General features: G+C 68.3%; 14 protein-coding genes and 1 tRNA gene. 3 read left to right on the forward strand and 12 right to left on the reverse strand.

Features of this window, described 5'->3' with window-relative positions; all coding sequences use genetic code 11:
* Positions 1 to 83 precede the first annotated feature (83 nt).
* The 10 genes from rpoB to GRC12_RS03985 form a co-directional block, all read right to left on the reverse strand.
* Positions 84 to 3,569, reverse strand: a complete 3,486-nt coding sequence (gene rpoB, locus GRC12_RS03940) for a DNA-directed RNA polymerase subunit beta (RefSeq protein WP_208777389.1) — start codon at positions 3,567 to 3,569, stop codon at positions 84 to 86.
* A 575-nt stretch (positions 3,570 to 4,144) separates the two neighbouring features.
* Complete coding sequence (gene rplL, locus GRC12_RS03945) at positions 4,145 to 4,534, reverse strand: 50S ribosomal protein L7/L12 (protein WP_208777399.1); 390 nt, start codon at positions 4,532 to 4,534, stop codon at positions 4,145 to 4,147.
* A 123-nt stretch (positions 4,535 to 4,657) separates the two neighbouring features.
* A complete protein-coding gene (gene rplJ / locus GRC12_RS03950) occupies positions 4,658 to 5,188 on the reverse strand; it encodes a 50S ribosomal protein L10 (RefSeq protein WP_133043302.1) in 531 nt (176 codons plus the stop codon).
* A gap of 280 nt (positions 5,189 to 5,468) precedes the next feature.
* Positions 5,469 to 6,323 carry an LppX_LprAFG lipoprotein gene (locus tag GRC12_RS03955; protein WP_208777390.1) on the reverse strand — a complete coding sequence of 285 codons (855 nt, stop codon included), beginning with the start codon at positions 6,321 to 6,323 and terminating at the stop codon, positions 5,469 to 5,471.
* A gap of 132 nt (positions 6,324 to 6,455) precedes the next feature.
* On the reverse strand, positions 6,456 to 7,322 hold the full coding sequence (locus GRC12_RS03960) for a hypothetical protein (RefSeq protein ID WP_208777391.1): 867 nt from the start codon (positions 7,320 to 7,322) through the stop codon (positions 6,456 to 6,458).
* 131 nt (positions 7,323 to 7,453) lie between these two features.
* Positions 7,454 to 8,179 (reverse strand): 50S ribosomal protein L1, encoded by a 726-nt coding sequence (gene rplA, locus GRC12_RS03965; RefSeq protein ID WP_133043305.1) that lies wholly within the window; start codon positions 8,177 to 8,179, stop codon positions 7,454 to 7,456.
* A gap of 79 nt (positions 8,180 to 8,258) precedes the next feature.
* The gene (gene rplK, locus GRC12_RS03970; protein ID WP_037858373.1) at positions 8,259 to 8,693 is read right to left on the reverse strand and encodes a 50S ribosomal protein L11; all 435 of its coding nucleotides are present in this window, start codon (positions 8,691 to 8,693) and stop codon (positions 8,259 to 8,261) included.
* 157 nt (positions 8,694 to 8,850) lie between these two features.
* Entirely contained in the window at positions 8,851 to 9,690 is an 840-nt protein-coding gene (gene nusG, locus GRC12_RS03975; protein WP_208777392.1) for a transcription termination/antitermination protein NusG, read from the reverse strand.
* A gap of 80 nt (positions 9,691 to 9,770) precedes the next feature.
* On the reverse strand, positions 9,771 to 10,055 hold the full coding sequence (gene secE, locus GRC12_RS03980; RefSeq protein ID WP_133043307.1) for a preprotein translocase subunit SecE: 285 nt from the start codon (positions 10,053 to 10,055) through the stop codon (positions 9,771 to 9,773).
* A 105-nt stretch (positions 10,056 to 10,160) separates the two neighbouring features.
* Positions 10,161 to 10,233, reverse strand: a tRNA-Trp gene (locus GRC12_RS03985).
* Positions 10,234 to 10,515: 282 nt separating this feature from the next.
* Here GRC12_RS03985 and GRC12_RS03990 point away from each other — a divergent pair.
* Together GRC12_RS03990 and GRC12_RS03995 are read left to right on the forward strand one after the other, a co-directional pair.
* Entirely contained in the window at positions 10,516 to 11,742 is a 1,227-nt protein-coding gene (locus tag GRC12_RS03990; protein ID WP_208777393.1) for a pyridoxal phosphate-dependent aminotransferase, read from the forward strand.
* A 217-nt stretch (positions 11,743 to 11,959) separates the two neighbouring features.
* Positions 11,960 to 13,000: an adenosine deaminase gene (locus GRC12_RS03995; protein WP_208777394.1), complete on the forward strand. Its 1,041-nt coding sequence runs from the start codon at positions 11,960 to 11,962 to the stop codon at positions 12,998 to 13,000.
* Here GRC12_RS03995 and GRC12_RS04000 read toward each other — a convergent pair.
* Together GRC12_RS04000 and GRC12_RS04005 are read right to left on the reverse strand one after the other, a co-directional pair.
* Positions 12,981 to 13,658, reverse strand: coding sequence for a hypothetical protein (locus tag GRC12_RS04000; protein WP_208777395.1), 678 nt, complete (start codon positions 13,656 to 13,658; stop codon positions 12,981 to 12,983). The genes GRC12_RS03995 and GRC12_RS04000 overlap by 20 nt on opposite strands.
* Positions 13,649 to 14,251, reverse strand: a complete 603-nt coding sequence (locus GRC12_RS04005; protein WP_208777396.1) for a TetR/AcrR family transcriptional regulator — start codon at positions 14,249 to 14,251, stop codon at positions 13,649 to 13,651. The genes GRC12_RS04000 and GRC12_RS04005 overlap by 10 nt, the downstream gene beginning before the upstream one ends.
* A gap of 119 nt (positions 14,252 to 14,370) precedes the next feature.
* Here GRC12_RS04005 and GRC12_RS04010 point away from each other — a divergent pair.
* On the forward strand, positions 14,371 to 14,993 hold a 623-nt coding region (locus GRC12_RS04010; protein WP_208777397.1), incomplete at its 3' end, for an NAD(P)-dependent oxidoreductase.

The following is a 14,993-nucleotide window of genomic DNA, read 5'->3' on the forward strand; positions in this document are numbered from 1 at the left end:
CAGGGTTGTAAGTCTTGGGGTCTGAAACGGGGGTCCCGGAGCCGGCCGGAGGTTCCTCACCAGGTCCTCCGGCCGGACTCCCGTCAGACCTCTTCGACGCTGCTCGGCTCGCGCCGGGACAGGTCGATGCCGAGCTCCTCCGCAGCGCGGAAGACGTCCTCGTCGGTGTCACGCATCTCGATGGACATACCGTCGCTGGACAGCACCTCCACGTTCAGGCAGAGCGACTGCATCTCCTTGATGAGCACCTTGAAGGACTCGGGGATGCCGGGCTCGGGGATGTTCTCGCCCTTGACGATGGCCTCGTAGACCTTCACGCGGCCGGTGACGTCGTCGGACTTGATGGTCAGCAGCTCCTGGAGGGCGTACGCGGCGCCGTACGCCTCGAGCGCCCACACCTCCATCTCGCCGAACCGCTGGCCACCGAACTGCGCCTTACCACCCAGCGGCTGCTGGGTGATCATCGAGTACGGACCGGTCGAGCGGGCGTGCAGCTTGTCGTCGACCAGGTGGTGCAGCTTCAGGATGTACATGTAGCCGACCGAGATCGGGTCCGGGAACGGCTCACCGCTACGGCCGTCGAACAGCCGCGCCTTACCGGTCGGGAGCACCATGCGCTCGCCGTCCCGGTTCGGGATGGTGTGCTGCAGCAGACCCGCGAGCTCGTCCTCGCGCGCACCGTCGAAGACGGGGGTCGCGACGTTCGTGCCCGGGTCGACCTGGTCGGCGCCGATCGCCTGGAGGCGCTGCGCCCACTCCTCCGCGAGGCCAGAGACGTCCCAGCCGCGGCTGGCGAGCCAGCCGAGGTGGATCTCCAGGACCTGTCCCGGGTTCATTCGGGACGGCACACCCAGCGGGTTGAGGATGATGTCGACCGGGGTGCCGTCCTCCAGGAACGGCATGTCCTCGATCGGCAGGATCTTGGAGATGACACCCTTGTTGCCGTGCCGGCCGGCGAGCTTGTCACCGTCGGTGATCTTGCGCTTCTGCGCGACGTACACGCGCACCAGCTGGTTCACACCGGGGGGAAGCTCGTCGCCCTCCTCGCGGTCGAAGACGCGGACGCCGATGACCTTGCCGGTCTCGCCGTGCGGCACCTTCAGCGAGGTGTCACGGACCTCACGGGCCTTCTCACCGAAGATCGCGCGCAGCAGGCGCTCCTCCGGGGTCAGCTCGGTCTCACCCTTGGGGGTCACCTTGCCGACGAGGATGTCACCGGCGATGACCTCGGCGCCGATGCGGATGATGCCGCGCTCGTCGAGGTCGGCGAGGACCTCCTCGGAGACGTTCGGGATGTCCCGGGTGATCTCCTCCGGGCCGAGCTTGGTGTCACGGGCGTCGACCTCGTGCTCCTCGATGTGGATCGAGGAGAGGACGTCGTCCTGCACGAGGCGCTGCGACAGGATGATCGCGTCCTCGTAGTTGTGACCCTCCCACGGCATGAACGCGACCAGCAGGTTCTTGCCGAGCGCCATCTCGCCGTTCTGGGTGGCCGGACCGTCGGCCAGGACCTGGCCCTCGATGATCCGGTCGCCCTCGTTGACGATGACCTTCTGGTTGACCGAGGTGCCCTGGTTGGAGCGGGCGAACTTGGCCAGCCGGTAGGTGATGTACGTGCCGTCGTCGTTGGCGGTGGTGATGTAGTCCGCGGAGACCTCCTGGACCACACCGGCCTTCTCGGCCTTGACCACGTCGCCGGCGTCGACCGCGGAGCGGTACTCCATGCCGGTGCCGACGAGCGGGGCCTCGCTCTTGATCAGCGGCACGGCCTGGCGCATCATGTTCGCGCCCATGAGGGCACGGTTGGCGTCGTCGTGCTCGAGGAACGGGATCATGGCGGTCGCGACCGACACCATCTGGCGCGGCGAGACGTCCATGTAGTGCACGTCGTCACCGGCGACGTAGTCGACCTCGCCGCCACGGCGGCGGACGAGCACCCGGGCCTCGGCGAACCGCATGTCCTCGTTGAGCGTGGCGTTGGCCTGCGCGATGACGAAGCGGTCCTCCTCGTCGGCGGTCAGGTAGTCCACCTCGTCGGTGACCTGGCCGTCGACGACCTTGCGGTACGGGGTCTCGACGAAACCGAACGCGTTGACGCGGCCGTAGGAGGCGAGCGAGCCGATCAGACCGATGTTCGGGCCTTCAGGGGTCTCGATCGGGCACATGCGGCCGTAGTGCGAGGGGTGCACGTCACGGACCTCGAAGCCGGCCCGCTCACGGGAGAGACCACCCGGACCAAGGGCCGACAGACGGCGCTTGTGGGTGAGGCCCGACAGCGGGTTGTTCTGGTCCATGAACTGCGACAGCTGGCTGGTGCCGAAGAACTCCTTGATGGAGGCGACGACCGGCCGGATGTTGATCAGGGTCTGCGGCGTGATCGCCTCGACGTCCTGGGTCGTCATGCGCTCGCGCACGACGCGCTCCATACGGGCCAGACCCGTGCGGACCTGGTTCTGGATGAGCTCGCCGACGCTGCGCAGACGGCGGTTGCCGAAGTGGTCGATGTCGTCGGTCTCGACGACGATCGTGTCGCCGTTGTCCCCGGCGGTCTCGGTCTCGCCGGCGTGCAGCTTCACCAGGTACTTGATCGTCGAGATGATGTCCTCGACGGTCAGGATGCCCGCGTCCAGCGGGGCGTCCGCACCCAGCTTCTTGTTGACCTTGTAGCGGCCGACCTTGGCGAGGTCGTAGCGCTTGGGGTTGAAGTACAGGTTCTCGAGCAGCGTCTGCGCGGCCTCACGCGTGGGGGGCTCGCCCGGACGCAGCTTGCGGTAGATGTCGAGCAGCGCGTCGTCCTGGCCCTGGGTGTGGTCCTTCTCCAGGGTGGCGCGCATCGACTCGTACTCGCCGAACTCCTCGAGGATCTGCTCGGTCGTCCAGCCGAGAGCCTTCAGGAGAACGGTGACGGACTGCTTGCGCTTGCGGTCGATGCGGACACCGACCATGTCGCGCTTGTCGATCTCCATCTCCAGCCAGGCGCCCCGGGAGGGGATGATCTTGGCGGAGAAGATGTCCTTGTCGGACGTCTTGTCGATGGTGGAGTCGAAGTAGACACCGGGCGAGCGGACCAGCTGCGACACCACGACACGCTCGGTGCCGTTGATGACGAAGGTGCCCTTGTTGGTCATGAGCGGGAAGTCGCCCATGAAGACCGTCTGGGACTTGATCTCGCCGGTCTCGTTGTTGGTGAACTCGGCCGTGACGAAGAGCGGGGCCGCGTACGTGAAGTCGCGCTCCTTGCACTCGTCGATGCTGTTCTTCGGCGGCTCGAAACGGTGGTCGCGGAACGTCAGCGACATCGACCCGGAGAAGTCCTCGATCGGGGAGATCTCCTCGAAGATCTCCTCCAGACCGGACTTGGTGGGGACGTCCTGACCGGACTCCAGAGCCTCCTCGACCCGACTCTGCCAAGCGGTGTTTCCGAGCAGCCAGTCAAAGCTCTCGGTCTGCAGCGCGAGCAGGTTGGGAACCTCGAGAGGCTCCTTGATCTTTGCAAAGGAGATGCGCAGCGGGGCGGTGCTGGCGCCGTTGTTCGTATTCGCGGTCGAGGCAGTGCGCGAGGCGGCCAAGAGGGGGTCCTTCCGAGGGCTCGGACTCACTACGCGCTCCCCGGCCCCTTGCCACCGCACCACGACAGGCTCTTCCAGATCTGGCAAAAAGCCAGGTCAGAGATGATCCGGTCGACAATGCTGAGGCGAGGGCAGACCCCTGGTGACGGGCAGGGGACAGCTAACAGGCAGCGCAAAGGGTCAGTGTAGCCACTTGGCGCACTGATGTCCAGCCCCGATTTTCTGAGACCCTCGTTGTCCTCAACGCCCTCGGCATGCCTGCCCTCAACGCACGTTGATACTGCCCTCTTCGTCGCCGATCCATGCCTCGGATTCGGACCGTTCTGGCGACGCGTCCTGAGAATTGCGCGCTGCGTGCGGTTCGTCAAGGCCCCCTTGCCCGAACCGGAGTTCCGGGAGACGCGACGAAGATCACCATACCCCTCGCACGCGAGCCCGCAAGGTGACCGTGGCCGCGCCCCCAGGAACGCCGAAGAGCGACCACCCGGATGGATGATCGCTCTTCGGTGCTTGAGCGTTACAGCCCTCTGTCACGACGGCTGTGGCGCACGTGGTCCTGGCGGACCCGAGAGGTCTTACTTGACCTCGACGGAGGCACCGGCGCCCTCGAGGGACTCCTTGGCCTTGTCGGCGGCCTCCTTGTTGACCTTCTCCAGAACCGGCTTCGGCGCACCGTCGACCAGGTCCTTGGCCTCCTTCAGGCCGAGGGAGGTCAGCTCACGCACGACCTTGATGACCTGGATCTTCTTGTCGCCGGCGCCGGTGAGGATGACGTCGAACTCGTCCTTCTCCTCCACGGCCTCGGCGCCACCGGCGGCACCGCCGGCAGCGGGGGCGGCGACGACGGCCGCGGCGGCGGCGGTGACGTCGAACTTCTCCTCGAACGCCTTCACGAACTCGGAGAGCTGGATGAGGGTCATGCCCTCGAACTCGGCGAGCAGTTCGTCCTGGGTGAGAGCCACGATGGCTTTCCTTCCACTAATTTCGGCTGGTGCCGGATGTACATGTAAGGCGGGCGTACGTTCGGCCCGCTACGACCACTGCCTTGCGGCGGGCTGCCTCAGGCGGCGGTCATGATGCGAGCCGAGTTACTCGGCACCGCCCTGCTCGTCCTGCTTGGCGCGCAGCGCGTCCACGGTGCGGACGAGCTTCGTCGGAAGCGCCTGGAAGAGCTGTGCAGCCTGCGTCTGCTTGCCCTTCAGGGCGCCCGCCAGCTTGGCGAGCAGAACCTCGCGGGACTCGAGGTCCGCAAGCTTCTTGATCTCGTCGGCGGACAGCGCCTTGCCGTCAAGGACACCGCCCTTGATGACGAGGTTCGGGTTGTCCTTGGCGAAGTCACGAAGACCCTTCGCCGACTCCACCGGGTCACCGGTGACGAAGGCGACCGCCGTCGGACCGTTGAACAGGTCGTCGAGCGTCGTGATCCCGGCCTCGTTGGCCGCAATCTTGGTCAGCGTGTTCTTCACCACGGCGTACTGGGCGTTCTCACCGAGCGAGCGGCGCAGCGTCTTGAGCTGAGCCACGGTGAGACCCCGGTACTCGGTCAGCACGGCGGCGCTCGAGCTGCGGAACTGCTCCGTCAGCTCGGCTACCGCGGCAGCCTTGTCGGGCCTTGCCATAGAGCGTCGGCCTCCTTCCGGGTGATGACGACCGCTCGGAAGGGGCTGGGGAAAACGAAACGCCCCGGCGCAGGCGCACGGGGCGTAGCTCGACCGGGCGACCCCATGGTCAGGGGCGGTCCGGGAGCACTTCCACAGTCACCTGCGCGGGTCGTCCGCGGTTCAGCGGATCCTTCGGCCACCGGGCCCTCTTCCGAGCGCACGGCAACGACCAGCGGTCTTTGGCTTCTGTAGGAGAGTACGGGACCGGATCGCCGTGAGGCAAATCCGGTCGTACGGCTCAGCCCTGGGCGTCCTTCATCATCTCGGCCAGGTCGGCGACGTCCTTGGCGGGCGGGGCGGTGACGGCGACCGGCTTGTTGTAGTCGACGAAGGTGATGGTCATGTCGAGCGGGCCCTTGTCGGCCTGGCCCTTCAACCGGAACTGCTTGGTGCGGTCCTGGCCGTCGACCCACATGTCCATGGTCATCGTGTCGACGCCGAGCTTCTCGTACTGCTGAAGGCTCTTCTCGCGCTGCTCACGGACGTCCTTGCTCTCCTTCTTCAGGGAGGCCTTGAGCTCGTCGAGGGTGACGGTGCCCCGGTAGTGGGTGGTCTCCACACCGTCGACGGTCTCGGTGCCGACCTTCTTCACGTCCTTGGCCCCGGTGAGGAAGCCGGACTCGGCCGCCGGGTTCTGCTCGGCCTGGCCTGCGCCCGCCGCGCCCGCGCCGAGCTGCTTGTCGCCGAGGGCGGACAGGTCGAACTTGAGCCAGGTCTTGCCGTCCATCTCCTTGGCCATCTCGGGGTTGCCGCCGATGTACATGGCCTTGTCGACGAGCCGGATCTCCGCCGCGCCCTCGGCACCCTGGGAGGGCACGTTCATCTTCATGCTCATCGCCACGGTGGGCTTGAGCCGCATGGAGGCCTCGGCCGTGATCTGCCCCTGCTCCGGGTACTGGCCCTTCATGCGGTAGTGCAGGGACGTGATGTCCTGCGTGTTCTTCGCGGCCTTGGCCACCGCGGCCGCCGGCGTCATCTCCGGCGACTGGTCGCCCTTCCCGCCGCAGGCGACCGCTCCCCCGGCGAGCAGCAGGGCGGCGAGCCCGGCCCCCGTCGCCCGACGGCGCACAGAACCACGTACAGCAGACGTCATTGATTCCCCCCAAAAGGAACACATGGAACACATGAAACACACCCGAACACATCGAACACTGGAACGCATGGTCGATACACAGGTGTGCGGTGAGCCTATCCCCAAGGGAGTGCAAAGTGCTCCCGAATATCATCACGCTTCAGGAGCGAGCCCCTGTTTCCTCAGCAACTGCCTGAAGTCCTCGGTGTCCCCCGCCGGTGGCCGGGCCGTCGAGACCCGCACGCCGTAGTCGCTGTAGTACGCGGTCTGGGTGTAGGCCCCGCTCGCCGTCCGGCCCCGCTCGATCTTCTTGACCAGCAGGTCCCGGTCGTTGACCCAGATGTCGACGCTCTCGCTGTCGACGCCGGCCTCGGTGAGCTGCTTCCTGAGCTCCCCGGCGGCGAGGTCGGCGACCCGCACGGTGCCGGCGTAATGCGTGGTGTGCTCGCCGCGCACCTTCTCCTCGCCGACCTCGTGCACATCGCCGGAGGCCAGCAGGAGCTTCACCGACTGGTTGGGCGTGGTGGACCGCATCTGGTTCTTCAGGTCGGCGCCGGAGCCGCCGCCGAGGCCGGCGAGTTCGTCGTAGCCGTACCGGATCCAGTGCCTGCCGCCGGCCTGCCGGGCGAACTTCTCGCCCATGCGCGCGTAGTAGGCGTCCGGCAGATAGCGGGCCTCCATGGAGGTCGTGCCGAGACGGCGCATGAGATCGGCGGTGGTGCCGCTGGTGTAGGTGATGGTGACCGTGCCGGTCGAGCCGTCGCTCCAGGCGAGGACGCCGTCCGCCGTCATCGACAGCTCGGAGCCCAGGGTCGTGGTGGAGCGGACCCGGGCCGACTCGGCCCGTTCGGTGGAGCGTTCGGCGCCGCGCAGGGCGGTGGTGACGGCGGCGGGGACCGTGGCATTCCGGGACGGCTCGTCCCGAACGGAAGGCCCGGAGGAGGTGCACGCGGCCGTCGCGGAGAGCGCCAGCACCGCCGCGGCCGTCAGGGCCGCGTGGCGCACGGTCGTGCTCTTCATACGTCCCACCCCTGTGCGGTCGCCCTGCTCGCACGCTAACCCAGGGCACGCGCGCGTGTACCGCAAAAGGGGACGGGCCCCGCACCTGGGCAGGTGCGGGGCCCGTCGTCCGACTGGGGTGAGCCTCAGGCTCAGACCGCGGCCGGGTCCTCCTCGACGAGGAGGTTGCGGGTGCGGTTCGGGTCGACCGGGATGCCGGGGCCCATGGTGGTGGAGACCGCGGCCTTCTTGATGTAGCGACCCTTGGCGGCGGACGGCTTCAGACGGAGGATCTCCTCCAGCGCGGCGCCGTAGTTCTCCACCAGCTTGTCGTCGTCGAAGGACGTCTTGCCGATGATGAAGTGCAGGTTCGAGTGCTTGTCGACGCGGAACTCGATCTTGCCGCCCTTGATGTCGTTGACGGCCTTCGCCACGTCCGGGGTCACGGTGCCGGTCTTGGGGTTCGGCATGAGACCACGGGGACCGAGCACACGGCCGAGGCGGCCGACCTTGCCCATGAGGTCCGGGGTGGCGACGACGGCGTCGAAGTCCAGGCGGCCCTTCGAGACCTCGTCGATCAGCTCGTCGGCACCGACGATGTCGGCGCCCGCGGCACGCGCGGCCTCGGCACGGTCACCGGTCGCGAAGACCAGGACCCGGGCGGTCTTACCGGTGCCGTGCGGGAGGTTCACGGTGCCACGGACCATCTGGTCGGCCTTGCGCGGGTCGACACCCAGGCGGAAGGCGACCTCGACGGTGCCGTCGAACTTGGTCGTGGAGGTCTCCTTGGCGAGACGGACGGCCTCGAGCGGGGCGTAGAGCTTCTCCCGGTCGACCTTGGCGTCCGCAGCGCGGAGAGACTTGCTGCGCTTGCTCACTACTGCTCCTGTGTGTTCTTGAGGAGTCGTGGTACGGGCCGAGCAGGCCCTTCCACTTCTGCTGCTGGGGGGTTGGGGCTCAGCCCTCGACCGTGATGCCCATGGAACGGGCGGTGCCGGCGATGATCTTCGACGCGGCGTCCAGGTCGTTGGCGTTGAGGTCGGGGAGCTTGGTCTGGGCGATCTCGCGGACCTGCGCCTCGGTGATCTTGGCGACCTTGGTCTTGTGCGGCTCGCCGGAGCCCTTCTCGACACCCGCGGCCTTGAGGATCATCTTCGCGGCCGGCGGCGTCTTGGTCACGAAGGTGAAGGAACGGTCCTCGTAGACCGTGATCTCCACCGGGATGACCCAGCCACGCTGCGACTCGGTCGCGGCGTTGTACGCCTTGCAGAACTCCATGATGTTGACACCGTGCTGACCGAGCGCGGGGCCGACCGGCGGGGCGGGGTTCGCCGCACCGGCGTTGATCTGGAGCTTGATGAGCCCCGTGACCTTCTTCTTCTTGGGAGGCATTACTCTCCGGGTCCTTTCGGTTCGGGTCCTGCCTGCCTACGGGGAGCACCCGAACGCAGGCATACCGCACAACGATAACGGGTATAGATGCGCGGCCAAAAACCGAGCAGGTCAGGCGATCGCGCCTGACCTGCTCGGAAGCTCTGAGCGGCGGAGGCTAGTTCTTCTGGATCTGGTCGAAGGACAGCTCGACCGGCGTCTCGCGACCGAAGATCTCGACGAGACCCTTGACCTTCTTCGAGTCCGGGTTGATCTCGTTGATGGTCGCCTGCAGCGTGGCGAACGGACCGTCCGTGACGGTGACCGAGTCGCCCACCTCGAAGTCCAGCACCTGGACCTCGACCTTGCGCTGCGGAGCCGGCTTGCCCTCGGCCTCGGCGGCCTCGCGGGCGGCCTTCTCCTCGGCCTCCGGGGCGAGCATCTTGACGATCTCGTCCAGGGTCAGCGGGTACGGGTCGTAGGCGTTGCCGACGAAGCCGGTGACACCGGGGGTGTTGCGGACGACGCCCCAGGACTCGTTCGTCAGGTCCATGCGAACCAGGACGTAACCCGGCAGCTTGTTCTGCTTGATCGTCTTGCGGTCGCCGTTCTTGATCTGGACGACCTCTTCCTGCGGCACCTCTGCCTGGAAGATGTAGTCCTCGACGTTCAGCGAGACGGCGCGCTGCTCCAGGTTGGTCTTCACGCGGTTCTCGTAGCCGGCGTAGGTGTGGATGACGTACCACTCGCCGGGCAGCGTGCGCAGCTCCTCGCGGAGGGCCTCGACGGGGTCGACCGGCTCGGTCTCCTCCTCGACGGCGGCTTCCTCGACGTCCTCGTCGGCCTCGGAGTCCTCGTCCTCGTCCACGACGTGGACGGCGTCCTCCTCGGCGGCCTCCCCCAGCTCGGCCTCGGCAGCCTCGAACTCGTCCTGCTCGTCCGCGCCCTCGACGATGTCGAGCTCGTCGTCGACAGACTCGTCGGGCTCGATGGCGTCGTTCAGGTTCTGCTCAGACACGGTGGCTGCTTCTTCCTGGATACATAGGGGTGGAACACGCGAAAGGGGCGCCGGTAACCACGGCGCCCTTCGCAGTCGGCTCAGCCGAAGACGTACTTGGCGGCGTGGCTGAGTCCATAGTCAATCACGGTCACCAGGGCGATCATGATGGCGACGAAGAAGATCACCACGGTGGTGTACGACGTCAGCTGGTTACGCGTCGGCCAGACGACCTTGCGAAGCTCGGCGACGACCTGCCGGTAGAAAAGGGCAAGCCTCTTGAGCGGACCCTTCTTGGCCCGCTTGCCACCCTTGCGGGCCTTCTTCGTCTCCTGTGCCTCGTCCTGGGCATCAGGCGTGTCGATGGAGCCCACGGCGTCCGCCATTCGTCCTCACCTGTTCCCGGGTCGTGGCCGTGCCGCGCCCGGTCTGAGCCGCACGGCGGTGCGTTGCTGTACGTACATGCGCACACCTGGTGAAGGTGTGTGTAGCAGGGCCGGAGGGACTTGAACCCCCAACCGCCGGTTTTGGAGACCGGTGCTCTACCAATTGAGCTACGACCCTTTGTGTGTCCCCCAACGTACCGCATCCGACCGGGTGCTCGGTGTGCACCGCTTGCGGCGCGGCAGCTGATGGCCAACGAGGTGAGAGTGTACGTGGTCCGGAGCGCCCCGTCGAACAGAAAGCGCCCGTGGGGGCGTTGACGGCGGAAGATCGCCGCAGAACCTGCGGAAGATCACCCAGGCCACCGCATGATTCCGGACGGGTGTTCAGTGACCGACCCCTCCATGTTCAGTCTGTGAAACCCGCGTGCCCGCCATGTTTCCGGTCTGGAACGATGGGCCCATGAGCGCTGCAACCCCTCCCACCGAGCGCCGGGTCTCCGCCCGAGTCGGCGCGATCTCCGAGTCCGCCACCCTCGCCGTGGACGCCAAGGCCAAGGCCCTCAAGGCCGCCGGGCGTCCGGTGATCGGCTTCGGCGCCGGTGAGCCCGACTTCCCGACCCCGGACTACATCGTCGAGGCGGCCGTCGAGGCCTGCAAGAACCCGAAGTACCACCGGTACACGCCGGCCGGCGGTCTGCCCGAGCTGAAGGCCGCGATCGCCGCGAAGACGCTGCGCGACTCCGGCTGGGAGCCCGACGTCTCGCAGATCCTGGTCACCAACGGCGGCAAGCAGGCCATCTACGAGGCCTTCGCCGCGATCCTCGACCCGGGCGACGAGGTCATCGTCCCCGCGCCGTACTGGACGACGTACCCCGAGTCCATCCGGCTGGCCGGCGGTGTCCCGGTGGAGGTCGTCGCCGACGAGACGACCGGCTACCGGGTCTCCGTCGAGCAGCTGGAAGCCGCCCGCACGGAGAAGACCAAGGTCGTCCTCTTCGTCTCCCCCTCCAACCCGACCGGCGCGGTCTACACCGAGGCCGAGACCGAGGCGATCGGCCGCTGGGCCGTCGAGCACGGCCTGTGGGTGCTGACCGACGAGATCTACGAGCACCTGGTGTACGGCGACGCGACCGCCGTCTCCCTGCCCGCCCTGCTGCCCGAGCTGCGCGACAAGTGCGTCGTGGTCAACGGTGTGGCGAAGACGTACGCCATGACCGGCTGGCGCGTGGGCTGGGTCATCGGCCCGAAGGACGTGGTCAAGGCCGCGACCAACCTGCAGTCGCACGCCACGTCGAACGTGTCGAACGTCGCACAGGTCGCCGCCCTCGCCGCCGTCTCCGGCGACCTGGAGGCCGTGGCCACGATGCGCGAGGCCTTCGACCGGCGCCGCAGGACGATCGTGCGGATGCTCAACGAGATCGACGGCGTGCTGTGCCCCGAGCCGGAGGGCGCCTTCTACGCCTACCCCTCGGTGAAGGCGCTGCTCGGCAAGGAGATCCGCGGCAAGCGGCCGCGGGACACCGTCGAGCTGGCCGCGCTGATCCTGGAGGAGGCCGAGGTCGCGGTCGTCCCGGGTGAGGCGTTCGGCACGCCCGGGTATCTGCGGCTGTCGTACGCGCTGGGTGACGAGGATCTCGTCGAGGGCGTCAGCCGGATCCAGAAGCTGCTGGCGGAGGCGCAGGACTGACGTGCACGGCGCACAAGCGGGCCCCCGGTCGAGCCGGGGGCCCGCTTGTGCGTTCAGGCACGCGCCCGTTCGGGAAACTCGCTGCCTGGTCCAGGATTTCTACGGCAGGATCCTGGGGTGACTCCGCCCCTGGGGGCTTCCCGTTCGGCTGAACGGCGGACAAGCCCTGCCCGGCACCCATCGGCACAGAGCGGAGCCTAACGCACACGGAGAGTTGATGGAGACGGTTCGAGACGTCCGGCTGCTGCCGAAAGCCCACCTGCACCTGCACTTCACTGGTTCCATGCGGCCGGGGACCGTCCTGGAACTGGCCGACAAGTACGGCGTGCGACTGCCCGAGACGCTGAGCGAGGCGCTGACCAGCGGGGAGCCGCCGAAGCTGCGGGCCACGGACGAGCGGGGCTGGTTCCGCTTCCAGCGCCTGTACGACGCGGCGCGGTCGTGTCTCAGAGAACCCGAGGACATCCAGCGGCTGGTCCGGGAGGCCGCGGAGGAGGACGTCCGGGACGGGGCCGGGTGGCTGGAGATCCAGGTCGATCCGACGTCGTACGCGCCCCGGCTGGGCGGGCTGATCCCGGCGCTCGAGATCATCCTGGACGCGGTGGAGACGACCTCGCGGGAGACGGGTCTGGGCATGCGCGTGCTCGTCGCCGCCAACCGGATGAAGCATCCGCTGGACGCGCGCACGCTGGCCCGGCTGGCGGTGCGGTACGCCGAGCGGGGCGTCGTCGGGTTCGGGCTGTCGAACGACGAACGGCGGGGCATGGCCCGGGACTTCGACCGTGCCTTCCACATCGCGCGGGAGGGCGGTCTGCTCTCGGCTCCGCACGGGGGCGAGCTGACCGGACCCGCGTCGGTGCGGGACTGTCTGGACGACCTGCACGCCAACCGGATCGGGCACGGGGTGCGGGCGGCGGAGGATCCGCGGCTGCTCAAGCGGCTCGCGGAGCGGGGCGTGACGTGTGAGGTGTGTCCGGCCTCGAACGTCGCTCTGGGGGTGTACGAGAAGCCTGAAGACGTGCCCTTGAGGACGTTCTTCGAGGCCGGTGTGCCGATGGCGCTGGGCGCCGACGACCCGCTGCTGTTCGGTTCCCGGCTGGCCGCGCAGTACGAGATCGCGCGGCGCCATCACGCCTTCACGGACGAGGAGTTGGCGGAACTGGCCCGGCAGTCGGTACGGGCTTCGGCGGCGCCCGAGCCCGTGCGGGCGCGGTTGCTGGCGGGGGTGGACGACTGGCTCAGCGGCCCGGGCGCTTGAAGTGGGCGTACGGCGGATAGGGCTTGAAGCAGATCAGGACGTCCCGGGGGTGGCCGCCACCGGGTGACTGGACCAGCGCCGGCAGTTCCGCCATCAGTGCCGAACGTCCTTCGACCACGTGCTTGTGGCGCGGGCCCCAGCCCGCCGCGTGAGCGAAAGAGGTGGCGCTCTGGGCGAAGACGCCCCTGCTGCCGAAGAGGAAGAACGTGTCTGCGTGCGTGGCGTGCCGCAACTCCTCGCGGAAGTCCGCCCGTTCCCGGCGTTCGCGCCACCGTGCGGCGTCCCGGTCCGTACGCGCCTCGTCCGTGCGGGCGGTCAGCGCGGTCGCGGTGCTGCGGCGCAGCTTCCGGCGCAGTTCGGGCCATCGAGCGGGGCGCAGGCCGAGGGTGTGGTGGGCGAGGACGAGGTCGACGGGGCGGCCCCAGCCCTCGTCGGGCGGGACCCCCTCGCGCAGGGGCACGTGCACGATCGTGTGGCGGGAGTAGGCGGCGAAGGAGAACAGGCCCGCGAGCCGATTCAGGCCGTCGTGGTCGCCCAGCAGCAGACCGATCGGCTCCGGCGGGCTCAGAAAGGTGTGCCGCAGAGGCAGCCAGGGCTGGACGATCCGGTGCTCGTACGGGCCGGTCCTCGGCCGGAACTCGCGCAACCTCAGCCGCACGCGGTGATTCCGCTCAGCACCGTGCGGGCCATGCGCCGGGCGAAGTCGTCCACGGGGGGCGGCTGTCCGTCGCTCGTGGCGGCGTAGGCGAAGGCGCGCTGTGCGCACGCGCCTAGGAGGAGGGAGGCGGCCGCGAAGGTGTCCGCGTCGGGGTGGACGCGGCCGGCCGCCTGTTCGGCGCGGAGGTAGGCGTCGAGGCCCTCGATGGGCTTGTGCGCACCGGATCCCATCTGTCGCATCGCGTCGTCGTGGCGCTTCTTGAGCTGGGTCTCGGCGTAGAGGGAGGCCGCGATCGGGAAGCTCTGCTCGTAGAACAGGGCCGCCTGCCGGGCGATCTCGGTGAGGTTCTCCTCGAGGGTGTGCCGGCCCGGCTCGGCGGTGAGGGCGCGCAGCAGCGGGCCCAGTCCTGGGAGCCGTTCGCGCAGGACCTCGATGAACAGCTCCTCCTTGCTGCTGAAGTGCTTGTAGAGCGCGGCCTCGGAGCAGTCGGCCGCCCTGGCGATCTCCTTGGTGGTGGCGCGGGCCAGCCCGACGGTGAGCATGAGCTCGTGAGCGGCGTCGAGGATGCGGGCGCGGGCCGGTTTCTGCTGCATGGCGCCCAAGGATCGCATGCCTTGTCCAGCGGGTCTTGACGGGTGGGTGAGTATTTACTCACTCTGGTATGACGGAGTGAGTGAGTACTCACCCACCGTTGGAGGATTGGAGTGGATCGATGAACCTCACCGTTTTCGGCGCCACCGGGGGAATCGGGCAGGAGATCGTCCGGCAGGCCCTCGCCGCGGGCCACCGGGTCACGGCCGTGGTGCGGGACCCGGCGCGGCTCGAGGTGACCGGTACCGGCCTGGAGGTCTTCCGCGCCGACCTCACCGACCCGGAGGCGGTACGCCCCGCGGTCGCCGGGCGGGACGCGGTCCTCTCCGGTCTGGGTGCCCGCAGCCGCAAGGACGCCGGGGTCGCGGCCCGGCTGACGCGTACGGTCCTGCGGGCCATGGAGGCCGAGGGCGTGCGCCGGGTGGTCGTGGTCAGCGCGGCTCCGGTGGGGCCCGAGCCGGAGGGGGACGGTCTGCTCGACCGCGGGATGCGTGGGATCGTCTCGGCGGTGCTCAAGGACGTCTACGCCGACCTGCGCGAGATGGAGGACGAGTTGGCTCGCAGCGGCACGGACTGGACGTCCGTGCGGCCACCGCGGCTGCAGGACAAGCCCCTCACCGGCTCGTACCGGGTCGTCGTCGGCGGCTTCCCGCGCCGGGGGCGGTTCATCGCGCGGGCGGACGTCGCTCACGCGATGCTGGGCATGATCGATGATCCGGGGACGGTGAAGGAGGGGGTGGGGGT

Source organism: Streptomyces griseorubiginosus (assembly GCF_017614965.1).
Classification (GTDB): Bacteria; Actinomycetota; Actinomycetes; order Streptomycetales; family Streptomycetaceae; genus Streptomyces; species Streptomyces griseorubiginosus_B.

Bases quoted from the DNA above. Each gene is read 5' to 3' on its own strand.
- rplJ (WP_133043302.1), bottom strand. From the start codon at position 5,188: ATGGCAAGGCCCGACAAGGCTGCCGCGGTAGCCGAGCTGACGGAGCAG.
- GRC12_RS03955 (WP_208777390.1), bottom strand. From the start codon at position 6,323: ATGACGTCTGCTGTACGTGGTTCTGTGCGCCGTCGGGCGACGGGGGCC.
- GRC12_RS03960 (WP_208777391.1), bottom strand. From the start codon at position 7,322: ATGAAGAGCACGACCGTGCGCCACGCGGCCCTGACGGCCGCGGCGGTG.
- rplK (WP_037858373.1), bottom strand. From the start codon at position 8,693: ATGCCTCCCAAGAAGAAGAAGGTCACGGGGCTCATCAAGCTCCAGATC.
- secE (WP_133043307.1), bottom strand. From the start codon at position 10,055: ATGGCGGACGCCGTGGGCTCCATCGACACGCCTGATGCCCAGGACGAG.
- GRC12_RS03990 (WP_208777393.1), top strand. From the start codon at position 10,516: ATGAGCGCTGCAACCCCTCCCACCGAGCGCCGGGTCTCCGCCCGAGTC.
- GRC12_RS03995 (WP_208777394.1), top strand. From the start codon at position 11,960: ATGGAGACGGTTCGAGACGTCCGGCTGCTGCCGAAAGCCCACCTGCAC.
- GRC12_RS04005 (WP_208777396.1), bottom strand. From the start codon at position 14,251: ATGCAGCAGAAACCGGCCCGCGCCCGCATCCTCGACGCCGCTCACGAG.